Here is a 20059-nt window from a genome sequence, read left to right on the forward strand (position 1 = left end):
GCGGCTCACCTAGCGCCGCATTAAAGAGAAGCGAGCGCTGCGTTCAACGTCGCACTCGGCCGCATGCTGGCCGATGTCTTCTTCTGATCGGGCAGATAGTAGCCGCCCGTATCCACGGGCTTGCCCTGCGCGGCGATCAGCTCGGCATCGATCTTGGCCTCGCTGGCAGCGAGCGTCTCCGCCAGCGGCTTGAAACGGGCCGACAGGGCCGTGCTGTTGTCGCGCCGAGCCAGGGCCTGGGCCCAGTAGAGGGCCAGGTAGAAATGGCTGCCGCGATTATCGATCTCGCCGACCTTGCGTGCCGGCGAGCGGTTGTTTTCGAGGATCTTGCCGTTGGCCTCGTCGAGCGTCTCGGCCAAGACCTTCACGTCTTCGTTGCCGGAGGTCTGTGCCAGATGCTCCAGCGAAGCGCCCAATGCCAGGAACTCGCCCAGCGAATCCCAACGCAGATAGCCCTCGTGCTGGAACTGCTCGACATGCTTGGGCGCCGAGCCGCCAGCGCCGGTTTCGAACAGGCCGCCGCCCTGCAGCAACGGTACGATCGACAACATCTTGGCCGACGTGCCCAGCTCCATGATCGGGAAGAGGTCGGTCAGGTAGTCGCGCAGCACGTTACCTGTGACGGAGATCGTGTCGAGACCCTTGCGAATGCGCTCGAGCGAGAACTTCATCGCCTCGACGGGTGCGAGGATGCGGATGTCGAGACCCTTCGTGTCCTCGTCCTTGAGGTACTTCTCGACCTTGGCGATCAGCTGCGCATCGTGGCCGCGCTTGGCGTCGAGCCAGAACACCGCCGGGGTGTTGGTGAGTCGCGCGCGGCGCACGCCGAGCTTGACCCAGTCCCGGATCGGCTCGTCCTTGACCTGGCACATGCGGAAGACGTCGCCAGCCTCGACCTTCTGTTCCATCAGGACCTTGCCGTCCTCGGCGACCACGCGCACCGTGCCGGCCGTGGCGATCTCGAACGTCTTGTCGTGCGAGCCGTACTCCTCGGCCTGCTGCGCCATCAGTCCGACGTTCGGTACGGAGCCCATCGTCTTCGGGTCGAAAGCACCATGCGTCTTGCAGTCCGCGATGACGGCCTGGAACAGCGTCGAGTAGCAGCGGTCGGGAATGGCGGCGATGCAATCGTGCAGCTTGCCGTCGGCGCCCCACATCTTGCCCGACTCGCGGATCATCGCGGGCATCGAGGCATCGATGATCACGTCGCTCGGCACGTGGAGATTGGTGATGCCCTTGTCGGAATTGACCATGGCGAGGCCCGGCCGCTTCGCGTACTCGGCCTGGATATCGGCCTTGATGGCGGCCTTCTCGGCCTCCGGCAGCGTCTCGATGCGGGTAAGCATGTCGCCCAGGCCGTTGTCGGGATCGACGCCGAGCTTCTTGAACGTGTCGCCATGCTTCTCGAACACGTCGGCGAAGAACACGGAAACGCAATGCCCGAACAGGATGGGATCGGAGATCTTCATCATGGTCGTCTTGAGGTGCAGCGAGAACAGGATGCCGTCCTTTTTCGCGGCGTCGATCGCAGCGGCGTAGAAGTCGCGCAACGCTTTGCGGTTCATCACCGAGCAGTCGATGATCTCGCCGGCCTTGAGCGGAATCTTCGGCTTCAGCACCGTGACCGCGCCATCGGCGGCGGCCAGCTCGATACGGGCATTGGTCGGTGCGGCGATGGTCGTGGCGACCTCCGAGCCGTAGAAATCGCCGCCCGTCATGTGGGCCACGCGGGTCTTCGAGTCCTTGCTCCAGGCACCCATCTTGTGCGGATGCTTGCGCGCGTACTGCTTCACGGCGCCGGCGGCGCGGCGATCGGAATTGCCCTCGCGCAGCACGGGATTGACGGCGCTGCCGAGCACTTTGCCGTAGCGGGCGCGGATTTCCTTGTCCGCCGGCGTCGCGTCGCTGTCCGGATAGTTCGGGACATCGTAACCCTTGCTCTGCAGCTCCTTGATCGCGGCCTTGAGCTGCGGGATCGAGGCGGAAATGTTGGGCAGCTTAATGATGTTGGCTTCGGGGCGCGTCGCGAGCTTGCCGAGTTCCGCCAGCTCGTCGTTGATCTTCTGCTCGGGCTTCAGCTTGTCGGGAAAGTTGGCGATGATACGGCCGGTTAGCGAAATGTCCTTCAGCTTCATCTTCACGCCGGCTGTCGCGACGAACGCCTCGACGATCGGCAGCAGGGAAAACGTCGCAAGCCCGGGGGCTTCATCGACCTTTGTCCAGACGATTTCGAGATCTGACATACCTGCACTCCGTGCGCCGCTTTGGGATTGGCTGAGTTGATATATTGCTGATTTTAGCCCGTCCTTTTTGCACCGCCGCGAAGCAAAGGCAATCTCTGCCATGGCGGCGTTACCAGGGTGCTCGGCCTATCTCTTCCCGTGCGTCGTCGCCGTGTTGCCGCACGAGGCGATCGGGTCGTCGGGCTATTTCGCAACTACGACAAAAGTGACGATCAAGAGCCAAGACAAGTGGGCGGCCTGCGAACGCGGCGCAGGCGTCAGACGCGATCCAGGCGCTTTGCCAAGCCGGCGGATCGCGGCATGGCTGCAATTGTCGGCAGCACTTCGTCGATGCCATTCACGAAGGCGACGTGGTCCAGGTGGGTTCGTTCGGCGAAACCACCCTCCACGACGTTCTGCAGCAGCGCGGCGAGCGGCTTCCAGTAGCCACCCTGATCGATGATCACGATCGGCTTGCTGTGCAGGCCGAGGGTGCGCCAGGATAGAACCTCGAACAGCTCCTCGAGGGTGCCGAGCCCACCGGGCAGCACCACGAAACCGTCCGACCGCTCGAACATCTGGAGCTTGCGTTCGTGCATGGTCTCGACGACAGATGTCTCAGTCAGGTCCGGATGGCCTGCCTCGCGTTCCAGCAGGAAACGCGGGATAATACCGATAACCTTGCCGCCGCTATCGAGAGCGGCGTTGGCCACCAGGCCCATAAGGCCGACGCCGCCACCGCCGTAAACCAGCGTAACGCCTTGATTGGCCAGCATTTGTCCCAAGGCCATGGCGGTTGTCCGGCTGGCGGGGTCGGTTCCGAAACGGGCGCCACAGAAGACGCACAGGGACTTGGGGTTGGGGAAGGGAGGGCTGGACTCGGGCACGAAAGCTGCTTCTTTTGAGACGAACGGGTGCCTTCACGGCTCGGGATGGCATGGTATCATTTCGCGAAGGATGGTCGCGACACCAATGGGGATGGTCGTCGCACCGTTGGGAGGGCGATGTCACGCACTGTTTTCGGGCTGGTTGCGATCGGCGCGATCGTCATTGCGATTGCGTTGGGCGTTGCATGGCACGGTAAGCTCCGAGAGCAAGCCGCCATAGATCATTCAGCCAAGCCCTCATCGGCACCGCTGGCGGCCGCTCCGGCTACGCCGCCGGCTTCGAGCACGCCGCCCGCGGATACCGCGGCCACGACGGCGCCGAGCTTCGACATCGCCCGCATCGGGCCGGACGGTCGGGCTGTGGTTGCCGGCCGTGCAGCGCCCGGCGCCAAGATCGTGCTTTTGGATGGCGGCAAGGAAATCGCCAAAGCGGAGGCCGACGCGCGGGGAGAGTGGGTCGTTATCGTGCAGGATCCGCCGCTGGCGGTGGGACAGCATGAGCTGCGCGTCGTTCAGCACATCGAAGGGCGGGCTCCCCTCACGTCGGACCAGGCCGTGGTTGCGGTCGTACCGGAGCAGCCGGGCGCAACCGACAAGCCTCGCGAAGACACGCTGGTGATGATCTCGCCACGTGCGGGCGCCTCGACGCTGGTCCAGCCGCCGTCGCCGGCCGGTGTGCCGAGATCGGCGGACCTCGTGCTTTCGACGCTCGACTACGATGACCGTGGGCACGTCACCATCACTGGCCAGGCCAACCCAGGTACGGTCGTCCGCGCGTACATCAACGATCGTATGGTGGCGGAGGGGACGACGGGAACGGATGGTCGCTGGCGCCTGAAGCCCATCGATCCGCTCGAGCAGGGCAAGTACAAGCTGCGTCTCGATCGCATTGCCAAGGACGGCAAGCCGGTGGCGCGGCTGGAGCTGCCTTTCGAAAAGCTGACGATCACGCCGGCATCCGATACCGATTCGCGGCGCCTGCACGTAGTGCGGGGCGACAATCTCTGGAACATCGCACGGGCGCATTATGGCGCCGGATGGCAGCACACGATCATCTTCGGCGCCAACAAAGAGCAGATTCGCGATCCCGATCTGATATATCCGGGACAGGTCCTCACCCTGCCCAAGGTCAACTGACGAGCCTGGGCCCAAAGCGAGCTCTTTCACCATGCTGGCCAATTTTCTGGTGCCGATCATCGACGACGGTTGGCGCTTCATTGCCCTCTTCGCCGGCGCGACCTTCCTCGCGGCCCTGACAGGCGCCGCGTGGCTGTTCTGGCCGCTGTTCGTGCTGACCCTGTGGTCGATCTACTTCTTCCGCGATCCGCCGCGTGGCGTGCCGCAGGAAGACGGCCTGCTGATCGCGCCAGCCGACGGTCTGGTGCAGATGGTGGTGCAAGCCGTCCCGCCGGCGGAATTGGGTCTCGGCGATCAGCCGCTGACCCGCGTCTCCATTTTCCTGTCGGTGTTCGACGTGCACATCAATCGTGCGCCCTGTGCGGCCACGGTCGACGTCGTGGCCTATCGGCCGGGCAAGTTCCTCAACGCCAATGCCGACAAGGCGAGCGAGGAGAACGAGCGCATGGCGTTGGCGTTACGCCGGGCCGACGGCCGCATCATCGGCTGCGTGCAGATCGCGGGCTGGGTTGCCCGCCGCATCGTCTGCTACGTCAAGCCGGGACAGGCGGTCGCAGCCGGGGAACGTTTCGGCCATATCCGCTTTGGTAGTCGTACCGACCTCTATCTGCCCGCGGGCGCGCGTTTGCTGGTCGCGGCGGGCCAGCGCATGATCGGTGGGGAGACCGTTATGGCTGAGCTCGATCCGGGCAGGACGGAACCGCGTACCGCCATCGAGTTCTAGGGAGTCCTAACTCATGGACGACGATCTGCGCTCGCGCCGCGGCCGGTTGCGCGGCTTCTCGATCAATCGCCTGATCCCGAACGTGCTGACGCTGGCGGCGCTGTGCTCGGGCCTGACGGCCATTCGCTTCGGGCTGCAGGGCGAGATGCGGCTCGCGGTGATCGCGATCATCGTCGCCGCGATCTTCGATGCGTTGGATGGGCGCGTGGCGCGGCGGCTGGGCGTTACCAGCCGCTTCGGCGCCGAGCTTGATTCGCTTTCCGATTTCCTGTGCTTCGGTGTGGCACCAGCACTCGTTCTCTACCTCGGCTCGCTGCGGGAAGCGGGGTCGCTGGGCTGGATCGTGGTCCTGATGTTCCCGATCTGCTCGGCGCTGCGGCTCGCCCGGTTCAACACCGCGCTCGTCTCCGATACGCCGCCACCGGCGTGGACGGGGTCGTTCTTCACCGGCGTACCGGCCCCGGCGGGGGCTCTGCTGGCCCTGATGCCGCTGATGGTGAGCTTCGAGATCGAGGCCGCCTGGCCACGCCATGCCCTGGTCGTCGGCATCGTGCTCGTTGCGGTCGGCGGCTTGATGGTGAGCCGGCTGCCGACCTTCTCGTTCAAGAAGGGCAGGGTGCCGCGTCACCTCGTGTTGCCGGCCCTGCTGAGCGCGGCGCTGGTGATGACCGTGATTGCGAGTTCGCCCTGGATCGGCCTGTCGTTGCTGGGGCTGGGCTACATGGCCCTCATACCCTTCAGCTGGATGGCCTATCGCCGGCAGGCGATGGCCGACCGTCAGGCCGCTGCGGCGCCCGGCGAGGTGGTTCCTTTGCGCGCGGTGGACCCGCAGGACTGACGCCGTCGGGTCGGCATGCTCGACCCTGTTTTGCGGCGTTGGATTGGCCCACGGGCTCTAAGGGGCCGCTCTCGCTGCGATCCTGGCCAATCGGCTGCTGGATGGCCTCGACGGCGCCGTGGCCCGGCACGGGACGCCGACGGCCTTTGGCGGCTATCTCGATATCGTCTGCGACATGGCTTTCTATGATGCCGCGGTGCCGGTGGGTTTGCGCTGGCAGAGGCCGGCAATGCGAGCTGGGCGGCGCTGCTGCTGGCGTCCTTCGTGTGTACCTGCGCGTCTTTCCTGGGGCAGGCGGTGATGGCAGCGCAGCGGGGCGAGCCTTCTGCCTCTTTCCTGCGTCCTTCCTCTGGCTGGTGGCAACCTGGAAGTCAGAAACAGAATCCGGTTTGTAGCCATTGTGTCGGCCACAAAGCGAACCCACTATCTCTAGAGAGGGACTTCTGGATAGTTGTTTAATATCAAAAGGTTGTAAATAACGGCGATTTTACGGCTTATTTGAATTGACCTGATGAATTACTTTAAGTACGGTAGCTAAGTTGATTCACAATTCATATTGAGAGGCGAGGCCGGCCCGCCTCGCTGAATTGCGTGGGGGCAGATATGCTGTCGATCTTCCGTCGCTTGATGAAGAGCACCCAGGGCGCAACGGCGGTCGAGCTCACGCTGATCACCTCGATCATCGCTGTCGCAGCCATTGCCTCCATGCGTTCCGTCACCGGCAAGGTGACCAACGTGCTCAACGCAGTGGGTCCGCTGAACTAGCCTTCCCCGGCGCAGGTGGCGGATGCCATTCCTCGCGCTTTTCCAGACCGGATGCCTGATCGTCCTCGCCGTTCTGCTCGTTGTGGCGGCGTGGCAGGATCTGCGCACTCTGCACATCTCAAATAGCCTGCCCCTGTCCGTCGTCGGCGCCTTCGTGGCCTGGTCGATCCTTGGCATGGTCGCGGGGACACTGACGGTGGAAGGGATCGCGCTGTCCATAGGGTACGCCGCCGTGCTCTTCCTCGTTGCCGCTGCGGGCTTTGCCGCCGGAATGATAGGTGGGGGCGACGTCAAGCTGGCCGCGGCTGTGGCCCTCTTCGCCGGCCCAGCCCTGATGCTGGATTTCCTGCTCGTCGTTGGCGTCGTTGCGGTGTTCTGGGAATCGTCGTGCTGGCCGGCGTGCAGATCGGGCCGGTTGCCAATGCCGACGGGTCGACGGCGCGCGGCCGACTTCAGAGCAGGTTGCCCTATGGTCCTGCCATCGCGGCCGGCGGCCTGTGGGTCGCCACTGCGCTGGCTTGTGCGCTCAAGTAGTCCAAACTTCTTTCCTCGATCGGGGGGAGGCGTCTAGGCTAGGGACAGCGGAGGGGAGAGATTGACCATGCCTATGGCCTCGATTGCAGCGAAGCGCGTTCTGTTGGGTCTGCTTGGCGCGATGACGGCGACAGCGACGATTGCCCAGACTCCGGCGCAGGCGCCAACCCGGGTACCGCGCAGCGTGGTCGAGACGTCGGCGACGCAAGCCGTCCCGCAATTCCGCGATCCCAAGACCGGCCAGGTCTGGAACCAGAACAATGTCGGCACGAACCCGATCGGCAAGCCGACCGCGGCCGATCTCGCCTTCGATCCTCTGGCGCAGGCGACGCGGATCGACGGCGTCGTGATCCAGCGGCCGACGGCCGTGCGGCTCGGCTGGTCGCAACCCTCGGCGGGGCCCAATGTACCGCTCGTGTCGCTCGACAATGCCAGCCTGAGTGCTGTTGCCGGCAAGCGTTGGCAGGTCGTGCTTTACGTAGACAACAACGCCAATGGCACGATGGTGCCGATGATCGACTGCCGGTTCACTAACGCGGGCAAGACGATCGAAGAAACCCGCGTGCTCGTTCCGGCGCTGGGAGCCGGCGTTCGCGCCGGTCTCCTGATCTACGGACCCAAGACCGACCTGTTCGTCGATCGTGCCCAGTGCCGGATCGTTTCGCCCTAGGACGGTCTATCCCTGCACCGAGTAGCCGCCGTCGACGGTGATGGCGGCGCCGGTGACATAGTCCGACGCGTGGCTCGCAAGGAAGACAGCGATACCTGCGAAGTCGTCGGGCGTACCCCAACGACCGGCCGGCGTGCGCTTCAACACCGAATCATGCAGCGCCGGCACGTCGTGTCGCGCGCGCTGGGTCAGCGCCGTATCGATCCATCCCGGCAGGATGGCGTTGACCTGAATATTGTCCCTGGCCCACGCGGTCGCCATCGCCTTCGTCATCTGAACGATGCCACCCTTGCTCGCCGCATAGGCCGTCGTGAAGGAGGCGCCGAAGATCGACATCATGGAGCCGATGTTGATCATCTTGCCGGCGCCGGCCTTCTTCATTTCGGGATAGGCGGCGTGGCTGCACAGGAAGGCGCTGGTCAGGTTGCTGTCCATCACCTGGTGCCATTCCGCAAGGGTGTATTCCTGCGGCTGCTTGCGGATGTTGATGCCGGCATTGTTGACCAGAATGTCGAGCCGGCCATGTTGCTTGACGGTGTCGGCGATCAAGGCGCGGCACGAGTCTTCCTTCAGCACGTCGACCGCGATGGCGCTCGCTTTGCCGCCTATGGCTTGAAGTTCTTTGACGGCGGCATCGTTCTTCGCGGCGTTGCGTCCGGCGACCACCACAGCGGCACCGGCTGCTGCCATACCCTTCGCCATGCCGAGACCAATGCCGCCATTGCCGCCGGTGAGGATGGCCACCCGGCCCGAAAGATCGAACAGTTTCATTGCTCCCCCCGGTTCGTAACAGTCTGTATAGCGAACCTGTACAACCGGAACAGCGCAACCGAAAGCGGCTCAAGCCGTTGATCTCAGCCAACGAGACGAGTTCGCGGCTCGACGGCCGGGCTGACCGGCGGGCAGCGGACAAGGGTGGCGGCGGTCGCAAGACCGCCGCCATTTTATCGTCGAATGTTCCCTATCTTTGTCAGGGGCCGGACTTGGTCGGCGCTCCATCTTCCTCGAGCGGCGGCGCCTGAAGGCGCTGCTGCGCCTTCTTCACGTCGGCGAACAGGCTGTGCTCGCCTTCGTTCATGCCTTCCTCGCTGGCCACCTGGAGAAGGCGGGCATCGAGTTCCCACTGTTTCAGAATCTTGGTCTTCTCGATCACGTCGAGATCGCGGCTGTCCACGACATCGGCGGGATGCCGGAATACGCTGCTGGGATTCGACAGGGCCTTCTTCTTGTCTTCGGCGCTGATCATGATGCCTCCGCTTTCTGTCTACGCAGCAACGGAGTTCCGACCAGCCGAGTTCCCGTAGTTTACTTCTTCCCCACAGGGGGGCTGTCAGACGTGCCGTTCTGCTTCTCCCGGGCAGCATCCTTGTCGATCAGGGTGAGCAGATCGTCAGGCAGAGGCTCGTTCGTGATCTCGTCGTACATCGCATGGAGCTGCTTTTGCAGCCACATGTCGAAGGGACGCTCACCTGTTTTCGGTGTGGGGCGATCCGAACGCGGGCGCCCATCGCCCGCCTTGCTGGTGTCATCGGCCATTACATGCTCCCCGGAGACAGAAGGCTCCGCGGGACCCTGTTCGACCCATGCCGCTCTCCCCCTGAAATCGCCCATGGCCATTTCACACTCAACTGAAGTGTTTGAAAAGGGGCACGGTTAACGCGTCGTTGCCCGAGGCTCTTCGCTGTTCTGCACGGTGCCGCCACGGACTTCCTCTGCCGGCTGGCGCGTGTCGCCTTCCAGAAGGAGCCGCTCGAGAGTATCGCGTGCGCGGGAAATACGGCTCTTCACGGTGCCGACCGAGACACCCGTATGTTCGGCGATCGTCTCGTAAGGCAGTCCCTCGAGCACGGCGAGCAACAATGCCTCGCGCTGCGCGGAAGCAAGCTTGCCGAACGCGTTCATGAATTCACGCATGATCAACCCGCTGTCCTGATGAGCTGGATGGGAAAGCGATTCGGCAATCGCAGTGTCCACAGGCACCGTCGGGCGACGACGGCGCAGGCCGGAAATGAATTCGTTACGCTGAATGCGGAACAGCCAGGCAGCCAAGTTGGTGCCGGGCTGGAAACTGTGACGGCCGGTCAGCGCCTTGACCACTGTATCGTGCACGAGGTCGTCGGCCGCATCGCGGTCACGCGTCAGTGAGAGAGCGTAGATCCGCAGGCGGGGCAGGACAGTCTTCAGTTGCTCGTGAAAGTCGAGAACGGTCTGGTCCTGCTGAATCTGCGCCGTCATTGTTCTCTCTCCTCGGTAATTGCGTCCTACCTCGAACAAATGACTGAGCTTGCTTTTGGTTACAGGCACAGGAGATCTTATTTTCTAAGTATTTGATATTGCTGGATAAATTTGTGAAGATTTATTGTAGTTTTTCCGAGAGATACTTGCGCGCCCGCGATACTCGCGCCTTGAGCGTGCCGACTGAACAACCACACAGGCTGGCTGCTTCCTCATAAGAAAAACCACCTGCGCCCACGAGCACCAAGGCTTCACGCGACTGGGGGCTGAGCTTCCACAATTCTATCGAAAGCTCCTTTAGAGCGAGCGTCGCTTCCGGATTGTCGACGGCGGGAAGCGGCGCGGCCACCTCGTCGTCGATTGTCTGCGGCCGCCGCCGCTGCGTGCGCAGGTCCGAATAGAAGCGATTGCGCATGATGGTGAACAACCAGCCCTTGAGATTGGTGCCTGGCGTGAACTGCTCGTGCTTGTCGAGGGCTGCGAGGATGGTGTTCTGCACAAGATCGTCTGCCGCCTCGCGCTCTCGGCACATGAACCGTGCGAAAGCACGAAGATCGGGAAGAAGGGCGACGATGTCTTCTTTCATCATTGTCAATGTGGGGAGCCCAAGGCTGAACGAAAGAGAAAATCGAAGGTGGCAACCGCGTCCCGATGGCAGCGTTGCCAGATGCAGATTGAGACATTGTCAACCAGAGAGGGAGTTAGCCATGAACTGGGATCGCATCGAAGGTAATTGGAAGCAGGTCACCGGCAAGGTCAAGGAACAGTGGGGCAAACTGACCGACGACGATATCAAGGTGATCGACGGCAAGCAGGAGCAGCTGGTCGGCCGCATTCAGGAGCGCTATGGCGTGGCCAAGGATGAGGCCGAGAAACAGGTGCAGAGCTGGATCGGGCGCATGTGACCGGAAAGGTTCGGAACCTGTCATTGCATTTGACGTTGTTTGAATAGAAGGTTTGACGCCTCCCAGGGAAACAAGAACCTTGGGAGGCGCAGCCATGTCCGGCTTCATCGCCCCTAATGGTTCGTAGGCCTGATGGTTGGTAGGATGGAGCGCTGGGCGCGCTGTGAGCGTCCGATTTCGGGTGCTTCTCAGGGATTAAGGCTATTGAGTGAGAGGGAGAGCGCTGTGGCGGAAGGGCAGGTAGCGACCAAGAAAATGTCCGAGGCGATCACCAGGACGTTGCCGTTTCTGCGTCGCTATGCGCGGGCAGTTACCGGATCGCAGCAGCAGGGAGATGAATGGGTTCGGCTTTGCGCTGAGGTTGCCGTGCAGCAGCCCGAGCTCATTGCCGAGGCCGAGGATACGAAAGTGGGCGTGTTCGCGCTGTTCCATCGACTGCGCCAGCCGTTCGGCGACATTGAGGTGGCGGCCAGCGGTGGCGAGAGCGTCAGCGGCCGGTTGAAGGAATCACTGACCGACATGGCGCCGATGCAGCGTCAGGTTTTGTTGCTCACCGTTCTCGAAGGATTCACCGTAAGCGACGCGGCCCACATTCTGGGCGTGAGCGTCGATGTGGCCGAGCGCAGCCTCGAGGAAGCACGTCGGGAGCTGCAGCGCGTAGCCTCGGTGCGCGTGCTGGTCATCGAGGACGAAGCCGTCATTGCACTCGATGTGGCGGACATCGTACGTAACGCCGGACACGAGGTCGTGGGTATTGCGGCCACTGAGAAGGCAGCGATCGACCTTGCCTCGAAGCACTCGCCGCATCTGGTGCTGGCCGATATTCAGCTTCGCGGTTCCGACAGCGGAATCTCCGCCGTCAATCAAATCATGAAATCGATGTCGGTGCCGGTGATTTTCGTCACCGGCTTCCCGGAGCGGCTGCTGACCGGCAAGCAGGTTGAGCCGGCGTTCGTGATCTCCAAGCCGTTCGATCCCGATCTCCTTCGCGCGGCTATCGCGCAGGCGCTCGATACCGTATCGATCTGACCGCGAGATCGGAGCAGATGCCGGCGCGATGGTCACTCCGGTCGACGCTGGTCGCGATTGCAGCATTGACGCTCCTGCCGATTCTCGGACTTGCCGCCTGGCAGGCCGAGCGGGAGCAGGCAGCGAAAGCTGACCTGCGGGAGGCATCGCTCACCGCTGCAGCCGACCTCGTTGGAGCGCGCTATGGCGAATTGATCGAAGCCTCGCGGCGCTTGCTTTCCGCGGCCTGCACGGCCGATGTCGTGCGCCAGAGCGCAAACATCCAGCCCGAACCTGTCGACGTCAGCCGTTGTGAATCCTACTTCACGCGCGTGCTTAGCACGGCGCCGTCGCAGTATTCCGTCATGCTAGTGACGGACGACCAGGGTGTCGCGCGTTGTGCCAGTCAGCCCACGGCAGTGGGCATGAGCTTCGCCGACCGCGATATCTTCCAGCAGGTGCGTTCTTCTGGCCAATTCGCGATGGGCGAACAAGTCGCAAGCCGCCTTGGACCGAATACGATCATTCCGGTGGCATTGCCGATCGCGAGCGATGGTGCCTTTCGCGGCATGTGCGCGGTCGGCATCACGCTCAAGGCCCTCGGCGACATTGCGGCCGCACCATCGTCAGGCTCGATCGGGGCAGCGGTCGTTGCCCGTGATGGGGCAACGATAGGCGGCGATCCGGTTGCAATGCGCCGGCTGCCGATGTCGTCTCGTCTTGCGGCATCTATTACCGGCGGCCAGTTGGACTTTTCCGAGTACGGACGGGATAGCTCTCTCTATCAGTTTCGCGTCCAGCCGATCACCGGCAGCACGCTCTTTGCGGTGACATCCGTGCCGATCCCGGACGGCATTACGGGATTGACCGAGGGCTGGGCGGCTTTCGGGCTGTTTGTACTGGCCGTGATCGTCGTATTGCTGGTGGTCTGGTTGAGCGCCAATCGCTGGTGTGTGCAGCCGCTGCGGTATATCCAGACCTTCGCCGAGAAGGTGGCGCGGGGCGAAGAGGCCAAGTTTGCACCGCCTCATGCCTGGTCACCGGAAATGGCCTCGATTGGCGCGGGTGTTTCGGCCATGGCAGAGGCAATCGCCAGCCGTGAAGCCGAACTGCGGGCCGGCCTCGAACAACGCGACCATATGCTGCGCGAGATCCACCATCGCGTGAAGAACAACCTCCAGATGATCTCGAGTCTGCTCAACCTACAGGCCGGCGAGATCAGGTCGCCGCGAATCCGGCGCTTCTTCGGCGACGCACAAAATCGCGTACTCACGCTTTCGATCCTGCACCGGCATCTCTACGAGCGTTCGAGCTGGTCACTGGTCGACTTTCAGCAGTTCATCAGCGATCTGGTGCGTCAGATCTCGGTGGGCCGCCGGGGTGCCGAACGGCAGGCGCCGCGCTACCATATCCGCGCGCCCATCATGGCGGTGGGACCCGACACGGCAATTCCCGTCGGCCTCATCGTGACTGAGGCCGTGAGCATCGCGCTCACTCACGATTTCGAGGGCGTGGCGTCGCCGGAAGTGCGAATCGAGACGATCGAGAAAGACGGACAGGTGGAGCTGGTGATCGAGGACAATGGCCTGAGACGCGATGCCGGTACCCTCGGCCCCGACGGCCGTGGCGGCTTCGGTCTCACGTTGATCCGAGGGCTGGCCATGCAGCTTGGCGGTGAAGCCACGATCTCGGTCAAGGAGGGTGGGGGCAGCCGTATTGCCGTCGTCTTCCCGGCGCCCGGCGCCGACGAGGGAGAGGATGTCTAATCTTCTCAGATCCGCACGCTCGATCGGCATCGTCGTCGGATTGACGATCGCCGTGTTGATCGCGAGCGGAATCATGCTCGCCGTCACCCATTCCAAGTCGGCCGCGCGACAGCAGCGGCTCGTGGTCAGTAATTACGAGACGATGGCGTTGATGCGCGACATGGTGATCGCGCTGCAGGATGCCGAGATCGGCCAGCGCGGCTATCTGCTGTCCGGCGATGCGACCCGGCTGGAGCCGTATGAGCGGGCGCGCGTGCGCATCGAGTCGGGCCTGCGGCAACTCGAGGCGTCCGTGGTCGGCAATCTCGATGCCACACGGCAGTTCCGCGAGTTCGCTACACTCGCGGGGGAGAAGCTCGAACAGCTCAACGCCACGGTCGGTGCTTACCAGCTCTACGGCCGCGAGGCCGCACTGGCGCTCGATCGGACCGGCGCAGGCCGCGCGATGATGGGGCAGGTGCGCCTGCTGGGCGATTCCTTCATCGAGGGCCAGCGTCTTCTTCTGGCGAGCCAGCTTGCGGCGCTGCGTTCGGAGCAGGAACAGGCCGACATTGCGGGCCTCCTGGTGATGGCAGGCGCTTTCATGTGTCTCGTCGCCGGCATTTATATCGTCGTCCGCGGTGCCGGCCGACTCGAGCGAACGCAGCAGGACCTGACCGCAAGGTCGCGGCTGCTGCAGATGACCCTTGAGAGTCTGCAGGACCCGATCTTCGTGCTCGATGCACAGGGCATGCTCGTGGCCTGGAACCGCGCATTCACCCAGCTTGCCGCATGGGATCCGGCCAAGCAGGCGCCGCTGACGCGCGATCAGCTGCTGTCCGATCGCTCGCCGGCGACGCGAGCCTTGCTTCAGCCGCTTGGCTTCGGCGCAGTGTCGGCCGATGCCGCCTCCGAAGACCGCACGTCGGTGGTGCGGGTATCGCACGACGGCAGGGACTTCGAGGTTTTTCGCGGTGAGATGGAGGGCGGTGGAGACGTCATCCGTTGCGTCGACATCACAGAGAAGCTGCGCGACGAAACGGCCCTGCGCCAGGGTCAGAAGATGGAGGCCACCGGCCAGCTCACCGGCGGCATGGCGCACGACTTCAACAACATCCTCCAGGTCATCAGGGCCAATCTCGATCTCCTAAAGGGGGAACTTGGTGGCCACGAGGCGGGGCTCGCGCGTGTCCAGACTGCGACTGCCGCGGCCGATCGCGGGGCGCGGCTCACACAGCAATTGCTGGCGTTCGCGCGCCGCCAGCCCCTGGCGCCGCAGCCGACGAACGTCGCCCACCTGATCGGCGACCTTGCCGATTTGCTGCGCCATTCGTTGGGCGAGCGCATCGCCATCGAGTTCAAGGTGGCGGACAATCCGTGGAACGCCAGGATCGATCCCAGCCAGCTTGAGAATGCCATCCTGAACCTGTCCATCAATGCGCGAGACGCCATGCCGGAAGGCGGCACCGTCCGCGTGGAGGTCTCGAACGCCACCCTGGACCGTCGCTACGCCGCCCTGCATCCGGACGTGACGCCGGGCCCCTATGTGTTGGTGGATGTCAGCGACACGGGCAGCGGCATGCCGCCGGAGGTCGTCGCCCAGGCCTTCGATCCATTTTTCACTACTAAGAGCGACGGCAAGGGAACAGGCCTGGGGCTCAGCATGGTCTACGGCTTCGTGCGCCAGTCGAATGGCCACATCCGGATCGACAGTGCGATCGGGCAGGGCACCAGCGTGAAGCTCTATCTGCCTCGGACCCAGGACGCCGTCGTCGACGACGACGCGGTCGCAGCGACGATCCTGACGGGCAGCGAGCGCATCCTGGTTGTCGAGGACAGCGACGACGTGCGGCATGCCGTTGTCGATATGCTCACAGGATGGGGTTATCGCGTCGTTTCCGCCGAGAATCCCGACGTTGCCGCGGCACTGTTCGAAAAGGACCCGGCCTTCGACTTGTTGTTCACCGATGTCGTGATGCCCGGGACAATGACGGCAATCGAGCTTGCCGAACTGGTTCAGAAGCAGCGACCAGGGATTGCCGTGCTGCTGACCTCCGGCTTCGCCCGCGACCTCGTTCCGGATTTCAGCCGTATGGGCTATCCGCTGATCCCCAAGCCCTACAGCAGTGAGGCGCTGGCGGCGCGCGTACGCGCTGTCCTGGCCGCGCGCCGGCCGCGAGCAGCGGCCAAGCCGGAGGCTGCACCGTCTGCAGCGACCCCGAAAGCGCCGGCGTTTACCGATCGTCCGAGGCACATTCTTCTCGTGGAGGACGAGATCGTCCTGCGTATGTCCACCACGGACATGCTCGAGCAGATGGGGTGCGTCGTGTCCGGCGTCGGGACCGGAGAGCAGGCCCTGGAGCTGCTGGCGAAGGACGGGAAGTACGATCTCCTTCTGACCGACCTCGGCTTGCCCAGCATGAGCGGGGAGGAATTGGCGAATCGAGTCCGCCAGCAGTACCCGACTCTGCCGGTGGTAATAGCCAGCGGTTACGGTCCGTCGGGGCCCCTAGTCGAGGGTACGCAGTTCATCTCCAAGCCCTATTCGGCCATCGATCTCCAGCAGGCACTGGACCACGCGGCGAGGAGAGCGGCCGCCTGATTTCGCGTGTCGCGTGCAACCCTGGGCCGTTTTATGGCGTTTCTTCGGCAAGCGGGGAATGTCAAAGGCTGGAGGGGCAAGATGGAATCCAGGCAAGTTCCCGACGCCACGCATGCGTCGAACATGTCTTCGGACGAGGCGTCGCGCAATCCACTGGCGGGCGAGCTTATGGATCTTTACGTCGCGATGATCGTCGTGATCCCTCTCGCATTCTTTCTGAAATCGCTGTGGTCATTCTGAGGCGGCAACCTCGGCTGCTGCCCCTCGTTGTTGATCCGACGGTTTCACAAGGAGGTTTTCGATGCGTTCACTCGCCGTTCTTGCCGCGTGTGCCGGCCTTGCCATCGGCGCACTGCCCGTCGCCGTCAACGCACAGGCGTCGGGCCAGACCACCACTCAGAACGACGTGAAGACGATCTGGGAGAAGTTCAAGGGTAGCTGGAATCAGACCAAGGGAGCGGTGAAGGAGCAGTGGGCCAAGCTCACCGACGACGACCTGCTCGCCATTGAGGGGCGGCGCGATCAGCTCGTCGGCAAGATCCAGACGCGTTACGGCATTTCGAAGGAAGAGGCCGAAGCCCAGGTGAGCACCTGGGAGCAGCGTCGCTATCGCGACATGTAAGGACATGTGAGGTCTCGCGCTGCACCAGGCCAAGGAGAGAAAACATGAAGCGTCACATTCATCTGGCGACGCTTGTCGGCGTGATGGGGTTGGTCGCGGCAACCGCTGCCGTTGCCCAGGTCCCGCAATTCCGTGACGAGAAGACCGGCAAGGTCTGGACGCCGGAAAACGTGAGCAAGGACAACCAGACCCCTCAGCAGCAGGCGGCGATGCCGGCAACGCCGGCGGATAAAGCTTTCGATCCGAACAGCCAGGCCGTGACGATGCCACCCGTGGTCCAGCGGCCGCGCGGCAACTTGATGGGCACTGTACCGATCACCGCCGGCCCGACGGTACCGATCGCCACGCTCGATGGCGCATGGCTGCAGGCGGTGCCGCAGCAGAACTGGCTGTCCGCGATCTACGTGACCAACAACAGCGCAGGCGTCGTCGATGCCGTGGTGAGCTGCCTGTTCACCAATGGTGGCCGGCCCGTCCAGGAAGTTCGGGTGGTGGCACCACCGTCGGGGCCTGGCGAGCGCTGGGGCATGCCGGTCTACGGTCCGCGCGTAGACATCTTCGTTGATCGCGTGACCTGTCGATTGGTCTCGCCGCCGTAGCGATCTAGCGCCCGTTTCGCCGCATGTCGAAACGGGTCAAGCGTTCCACTTTCCGGCAAAGCCCGTTACCTTCGCCTTCCGGGGAAGAAGGATAGCGAATGCGTAGCATTGGAATTGGACGGCGGACCGCACTTGCAGGCAGCGCAGCATTGGCGGGCGCTTCATTGATCAGGCCGCGGGAAGCGCGGGCGGCCAAGGCGCTGACGGTGGTGCTCGAATCCGAGGTCACGATCCTCGATCCCCACGTCATCACCGCCACAATCACGCGAACGTTCGGGCTGCATGTCTTCGATATGCTGTTTGCCATGAACGAGAAGGGCGAGATCAAGCCGCAGATGGTCGAAGGCTACGAGGCGAGCCCCGACAAGCTTACCTGGACCTTCGTGCTGCGCGACGGCCTGAAGTGGCACGACGGAAATCCGGTGACGGCCGAGGATTGCGTCGCATCCCTGAAGCGTTGGTCTGTCCGCGATCCGCTGGGCAAGATGCTCATGACGGATACGGAAACGCTCGAGGCCAAGGATCCGAAGACGATCAGATTGGTCCTCAAGCAGCCGTTCCCGTTGCTTCTCGACGTGCTCGGCAAGCCCAACGCGCCGCTGCCGGTCATGATGCCGGCACGGCTCGCTGCGACGCCGGCGGACCAGCGCATCGGCGATCCGATCGGTTCGGGCCCGTTCCGCTTTCTCAAGGATCAATGGCGGCCGGGCAATGCGATGGTCCTTGAGCGCAACCCGGCCTATGTGCCGCGCAAGGAGGCACCGGATTTTCTGGCCGGCGGCAAGGACGTCAAGATCGACCAGCTCGTGCTTCGCGTCATGCCCGATCAATCGACGGGCGCCAACGCGTTGATCGCCGGCGAAATCGACTACATGCAGTATCTGCCTTTCGACATGCTGCCGATCCTTGAGAAGGAGAAGAGCATCAAGTTGATGGGCCTGGGCGGCATCCACCAGTTCCAGGGAAATTTCCGCCTGAACCATGCCTTCCCGCCGTTCGACAATCCGGCGGTGCGCAAGGTTCTATGGAAGCTGGTCGATCAGAATGCGACGCTGACGGCCATTGGCGTACCCGACAAGTATCAGACCAAGAACTGCTCCTCTTTCTGGATGTGCGGCACGCCACTTTCAACCGACGCAGGGGCGGGCGCGGCGAAGGTCGACCTGGCGGCGGCCAAGGCCGAGCTTGCAGCCTCGGGTTACAAGGGCGAGCCGGTCATCATTCTTGAAGTCGCAGGTTCGATCAGCCAGACCGCCTCGCGTGTGCTCGTCCAGAACATGCGTGATGTTGGCTTCACCGTCGAACAGCAGCCGCGCGATTGGCCGACCGTACTGGCGCGTCGCGCCAAGAAGGACGGCTGGTCAATGTTTCCGGTCTACTCCAACGGCACCGACATGTATTCGCCGCTGACGCACTTCTATGTGGCGGCGACATGCAACGACTTCCCCGGATGGTCCTGCGACACCCGAATACCCGACCTGCTCAAGGCGTTTACGCGCGCCAGCACGCTGGAAGAGCGCAAGAAAATTGCCGCCGATATTCAGGTGCTTTCCTACGAGCTGGTGCCCTCTCTCATGTGGGGACAGTTCACCATCCCCGCAGGCTATCGAACCGAACTCAAGGGGCTGATCCAGTCGTCCTATCCGATGTTCTGGCAGGTCGATAGGTAGTCCTGTGCGGGAACTGACGATACCTCCTCACGTTGTCGTGCCGGGATGTAAAGTAGATCCCAAGGAGGTATCGGATGCTGAAGCGGTTGGTGCCCGTGCTTGTCGCGGCCGTAGCCCTCGGCGCGTGCGCGACCGAGACGCGTGTCGTGGTGGCGCCGGATGATGCGTGTGCGACCTATGGCTTCAGAGTCGGTACGGCGGCCTACGATCAGTGTCGGGCGCGCGAATATTCGGCGCGCCAACAGGGCAGGGTCGTCGTCGGCTATTCGGAGCCGCAGATCTACGCCGACGCTCAGGCAGCTTGCCGGGCTTACGGCCTTGTGCCTTACGACCGGACCTACGACGTCTGCGTACAGCGGGAGTATGCGGCCCGGCGTCCGGTCTGACGCTTCATCGATTGTGGACGGAGTATAGATGTCAGTAACGCATAACCCCGTCCGCTCTCGTTACGAGATGCCGACCGAGCATGGTCTGGCGATCGCCGAGTATCGCCAGCAGGGCGACAGGCTCGTCTTCACGCACACGGAGGTACCTCCGAAGGACCAGGGGAAGGGCTTGGCTGCGAAGCTCGTCGATGCGGCTCTCAAAGATACGCATCGCCGTGGCCTAAAGATCGTGCCTGCCTGCAGCTACATCGTTGCCTATGTGCGCCGTCATCCCGAGTTCGACGACAGCGCGCGATGATGTTCGATCTCTGCGCTAGCCGCCGTAGGGTAAGAGGAAGTACCAGGCGAGTGCAAGCGCCACGACCGCGCCGATCGACGAGGCCAAGAGGATCATGAAGATACGTCCGCTGATAAGGCCACTGCGCGCTTCGGTCGGGGAGAGTTCGCGTTTCATCGGCCCTCCTTAAGGGTTGTGAACTGCCACTTGATCAACGTCCCCGGCACCAAAGC

25 protein-coding genes are annotated in these 20059 nt (G+C 63.2%); 17 read left to right on the forward strand and 8 right to left on the reverse strand.

Translation table 11 applies throughout. The annotated features are described in order from the left end of the window. Positions 1-20: 20 nt before the first annotated feature. On the reverse strand, positions 21-2243 hold the full coding sequence (locus BN60_RS07310) for an NADP-dependent isocitrate dehydrogenase (RefSeq protein WP_020695357.1): 2223 nt from the start codon (positions 2241-2243) through the stop codon (positions 21-23). Positions 2244-2500: 257 nt separating this feature from the next. Further along, positions 2501-3109 (reverse strand): LOG family protein, encoded by a 609-nt coding sequence (locus BN60_RS07315; protein WP_051150100.1) that lies wholly within the window; start codon positions 3107-3109, stop codon positions 2501-2503. 117 nt (positions 3110-3226) lie between these two features. On the opposite strand from BN60_RS07315, the gene BN60_RS07320 reads away from it, so the two are divergent. The 7 genes from BN60_RS07320 to BN60_RS07340 all read left to right on the forward strand — a co-directional run bounded on the left by BN60_RS07320 (position 3227) and on the right by BN60_RS07340 (position 7777). Continuing rightward, the gene (locus tag BN60_RS07320; RefSeq protein ID WP_020695359.1) at positions 3227-4246 is read left to right on the forward strand and encodes a LysM peptidoglycan-binding domain-containing protein; all 1020 of its coding nucleotides are present in this window, start codon (positions 3227-3229) and stop codon (positions 4244-4246) included. Positions 4247-4277: 31 nt separating this feature from the next. Beyond that, the gene (locus tag BN60_RS07325; RefSeq protein WP_020695360.1) at positions 4278-4970 is read left to right on the forward strand and encodes a phosphatidylserine decarboxylase; all 693 of its coding nucleotides are present in this window, start codon (positions 4278-4280) and stop codon (positions 4968-4970) included. Between the two features lie 13 nt (positions 4971-4983). Continuing rightward, positions 4984-5808 (forward strand): CDP-diacylglycerol--serine O-phosphatidyltransferase, encoded by an 825-nt coding sequence (gene pssA / locus BN60_RS07330; RefSeq protein ID WP_020695361.1) that lies wholly within the window; start codon positions 4984-4986, stop codon positions 5806-5808. 118 nt (positions 5809-5926) lie between these two features. Continuing rightward, the gene (locus tag BN60_RS31795; protein WP_425357799.1) at positions 5927-6109 is read left to right on the forward strand and encodes a hypothetical protein; all 183 of its coding nucleotides are present in this window, start codon (positions 5927-5929) and stop codon (positions 6107-6109) included. A gap of 302 nt (positions 6110-6411) precedes the next feature. After that, positions 6412-6573, forward strand: coding sequence for a Flp family type IVb pilin (locus tag BN60_RS30070; RefSeq protein ID WP_020695362.1), 162 nt, complete (start codon positions 6412-6414; stop codon positions 6571-6573). 22 nt (positions 6574-6595) lie between these two features. Beyond that, positions 6596-7144, forward strand: a complete 549-nt coding sequence (locus BN60_RS28675; RefSeq protein WP_051150101.1) for a prepilin peptidase — start codon at positions 6596-6598, stop codon at positions 7142-7144. A gap of 30 nt (positions 7145-7174) precedes the next feature. Further along, on the forward strand, positions 7175-7777 hold the full coding sequence (locus BN60_RS07340; RefSeq protein ID WP_148283341.1) for a hypothetical protein: 603 nt from the start codon (positions 7175-7177) through the stop codon (positions 7775-7777). 6 nt (positions 7778-7783) lie between these two features. Here the strand turns inward: BN60_RS07340 and BN60_RS07345 are convergent, their stop codons facing one another. From BN60_RS07345 to BN60_RS07365, 5 genes are all read right to left on the reverse strand, one after another. After that, positions 7784-8548: an SDR family NAD(P)-dependent oxidoreductase gene (locus tag BN60_RS07345; protein ID WP_020695364.1), complete on the reverse strand. Its 765-nt coding sequence runs from the start codon at positions 8546-8548 to the stop codon at positions 7784-7786. A gap of 199 nt (positions 8549-8747) precedes the next feature. Beyond that, positions 8748-9023: a hypothetical protein gene (locus tag BN60_RS07350; protein ID WP_020695365.1), complete on the reverse strand. Its 276-nt coding sequence runs from the start codon at positions 9021-9023 to the stop codon at positions 8748-8750. A gap of 59 nt (positions 9024-9082) precedes the next feature. Further along, positions 9083-9313, reverse strand: a complete 231-nt coding sequence (locus tag BN60_RS07355; RefSeq protein WP_083856356.1) for a NepR family anti-sigma factor — start codon at positions 9311-9313, stop codon at positions 9083-9085. A 117-nt stretch (positions 9314-9430) separates the two neighbouring features. Then, entirely contained in the window at positions 9431-10012 is a 582-nt protein-coding gene (locus BN60_RS07360; RefSeq protein ID WP_020695367.1) for a sigma-70 family RNA polymerase sigma factor, read from the reverse strand. 121 nt (positions 10013-10133) lie between these two features. Further along, the gene (locus tag BN60_RS07365; protein ID WP_020695368.1) at positions 10134-10601 is read right to left on the reverse strand and encodes a sigma-70 family RNA polymerase sigma factor; all 468 of its coding nucleotides are present in this window, start codon (positions 10599-10601) and stop codon (positions 10134-10136) included. Between the two features lie 118 nt (positions 10602-10719). Here BN60_RS07365 and BN60_RS07370 point away from each other — a divergent pair, with 118 nt between their 5' ends. The 10 genes from BN60_RS07370 (at position 10720) to BN60_RS07410 (ending at position 19847) form a co-directional block, all read left to right on the forward strand. After that, the gene (locus tag BN60_RS07370; protein WP_020695369.1) at positions 10720-10917 is read left to right on the forward strand and encodes a CsbD family protein; all 198 of its coding nucleotides are present in this window, start codon (positions 10720-10722) and stop codon (positions 10915-10917) included. 225 nt (positions 10918-11142) lie between these two features. Continuing rightward, on the forward strand, positions 11143-11946 hold the full coding sequence (locus BN60_RS07375; protein ID WP_177324777.1) for a response regulator: 804 nt from the start codon (positions 11143-11145) through the stop codon (positions 11944-11946). 17 nt (positions 11947-11963) lie between these two features. After that, the gene (locus BN60_RS07380; RefSeq protein WP_020695371.1) at positions 11964-13691 is read left to right on the forward strand and encodes a sensor histidine kinase; all 1728 of its coding nucleotides are present in this window, start codon (positions 11964-11966) and stop codon (positions 13689-13691) included. After that, on the forward strand, positions 13684-16272 hold the full coding sequence (locus BN60_RS28680) for a response regulator (protein WP_020695372.1): 2589 nt from the start codon (positions 13684-13686) through the stop codon (positions 16270-16272). The genes BN60_RS07380 and BN60_RS28680 overlap by 8 nt, the downstream gene beginning before the upstream one ends. An 81-nt stretch (positions 16273-16353) precedes the next feature. Beyond that, the gene (locus tag BN60_RS30745) at positions 16354-16512 is read left to right on the forward strand and encodes a hypothetical protein (RefSeq protein WP_020695373.1); all 159 of its coding nucleotides are present in this window, start codon (positions 16354-16356) and stop codon (positions 16510-16512) included. A 175-nt stretch (positions 16513-16687) separates the two neighbouring features. Next, on the forward strand, positions 16688-16894 hold the full coding sequence (locus BN60_RS31415) for a CsbD family protein (protein WP_043285037.1): 207 nt from the start codon (positions 16688-16690) through the stop codon (positions 16892-16894). A gap of 44 nt (positions 16895-16938) precedes the next feature. Beyond that, the gene (locus BN60_RS07395) at positions 16939-17493 is read left to right on the forward strand and encodes a hypothetical protein (RefSeq protein WP_020695375.1); all 555 of its coding nucleotides are present in this window, start codon (positions 16939-16941) and stop codon (positions 17491-17493) included. A gap of 164 nt (positions 17494-17657) precedes the next feature. After that, positions 17658-19163: an ABC transporter substrate-binding protein gene (locus BN60_RS07400; RefSeq protein ID WP_020695376.1), complete on the forward strand. Its 1506-nt coding sequence runs from the start codon at positions 17658-17660 to the stop codon at positions 19161-19163. 74 nt (positions 19164-19237) lie between these two features. Beyond that, positions 19238-19549: a hypothetical protein gene (locus BN60_RS07405; RefSeq protein WP_020695377.1), complete on the forward strand. Its 312-nt coding sequence runs from the start codon at positions 19238-19240 to the stop codon at positions 19547-19549. 28 nt (positions 19550-19577) lie between these two features. Next, positions 19578-19847, forward strand: coding sequence for a GNAT family N-acetyltransferase (locus BN60_RS07410; RefSeq protein ID WP_043283720.1), 270 nt, complete (start codon positions 19578-19580; stop codon positions 19845-19847). Between the two features lie 15 nt (positions 19848-19862). On the opposite strand, the gene BN60_RS30750 is transcribed toward BN60_RS07410, so the two are convergent. Continuing rightward, positions 19863-20003 carry a hypothetical protein gene (locus BN60_RS30750; protein ID WP_020695379.1) on the reverse strand — a complete coding sequence of 47 codons (141 nt, stop codon included), beginning with the start codon at positions 20001-20003 and terminating at the stop codon, positions 19863-19865. Positions 20004-20059 lie beyond the last annotated feature (56 nt).

This window comes from Reyranella massiliensis 521, from assembly GCF_000312425.1.
GTDB classification, from domain to species: domain Bacteria; phylum Pseudomonadota; class Alphaproteobacteria; order Reyranellales; family Reyranellaceae; genus Reyranella; species Reyranella massiliensis.

Bases quoted from the DNA above. Each gene is read 5' to 3' on its own strand.
- BN60_RS07310 (WP_020695357.1), bottom strand. From the start codon at position 2,243: ATGTCAGATCTCGAAATCGTCTGGACAAAGGTCGATGAAGCCCCCGGG.
- BN60_RS07320 (WP_020695359.1), top strand. From the start codon at position 3,227: ATGTCACGCACTGTTTTCGGGCTGGTTGCGATCGGCGCGATCGTCATT.
- BN60_RS07325 (WP_020695360.1), top strand. From the start codon at position 4,278: ATGCTGGCCAATTTTCTGGTGCCGATCATCGACGACGGTTGGCGCTTC.
- pssA (WP_020695361.1), top strand. From the start codon at position 4,984: ATGGACGACGATCTGCGCTCGCGCCGCGGCCGGTTGCGCGGCTTCTCG.
- BN60_RS30070 (WP_020695362.1), top strand. From the start codon at position 6,412: ATGCTGTCGATCTTCCGTCGCTTGATGAAGAGCACCCAGGGCGCAACG.
- BN60_RS28675 (WP_051150101.1), top strand. From the start codon at position 6,596: ATGCCATTCCTCGCGCTTTTCCAGACCGGATGCCTGATCGTCCTCGCC.
- BN60_RS07340 (WP_148283341.1), top strand. From the start codon at position 7,175: ATGCCTATGGCCTCGATTGCAGCGAAGCGCGTTCTGTTGGGTCTGCTT.
- BN60_RS07345 (WP_020695364.1), bottom strand. From the start codon at position 8,548: ATGAAACTGTTCGATCTTTCGGGCCGGGTGGCCATCCTCACCGGCGGC.
- BN60_RS07350 (WP_020695365.1), bottom strand. From the start codon at position 9,023: ATGATCAGCGCCGAAGACAAGAAGAAGGCCCTGTCGAATCCCAGCAGC.
- BN60_RS07355 (WP_083856356.1), bottom strand. From the start codon at position 9,313: ATGGCCGATGACACCAGCAAGGCGGGCGATGGGCGCCCGCGTTCGGAT.
- BN60_RS07360 (WP_020695367.1), bottom strand. From the start codon at position 10,012: ATGACGGCGCAGATTCAGCAGGACCAGACCGTTCTCGACTTTCACGAG.
- BN60_RS07365 (WP_020695368.1), bottom strand. From the start codon at position 10,601: ATGATGAAAGAAGACATCGTCGCCCTTCTTCCCGATCTTCGTGCTTTC.
- BN60_RS07370 (WP_020695369.1), top strand. From the start codon at position 10,720: ATGAACTGGGATCGCATCGAAGGTAATTGGAAGCAGGTCACCGGCAAG.
- BN60_RS07380 (WP_020695371.1), top strand. From the start codon at position 11,964: ATGCCGGCGCGATGGTCACTCCGGTCGACGCTGGTCGCGATTGCAGCA.
- BN60_RS28680 (WP_020695372.1), top strand. From the start codon at position 13,684: ATGTCTAATCTTCTCAGATCCGCACGCTCGATCGGCATCGTCGTCGGA.
- BN60_RS30745 (WP_020695373.1), top strand. From the start codon at position 16,354: ATGGAATCCAGGCAAGTTCCCGACGCCACGCATGCGTCGAACATGTCT.
- BN60_RS07395 (WP_020695375.1), top strand. From the start codon at position 16,939: ATGAAGCGTCACATTCATCTGGCGACGCTTGTCGGCGTGATGGGGTTG.
- BN60_RS07405 (WP_020695377.1), top strand. From the start codon at position 19,238: ATGCTGAAGCGGTTGGTGCCCGTGCTTGTCGCGGCCGTAGCCCTCGGC.
- BN60_RS07410 (WP_043283720.1), top strand. From the start codon at position 19,578: ATGTCAGTAACGCATAACCCCGTCCGCTCTCGTTACGAGATGCCGACC.
- BN60_RS30750 (WP_020695379.1), bottom strand. From the start codon at position 20,003: ATGAAACGCGAACTCTCCCCGACCGAAGCGCGCAGTGGCCTTATCAGC.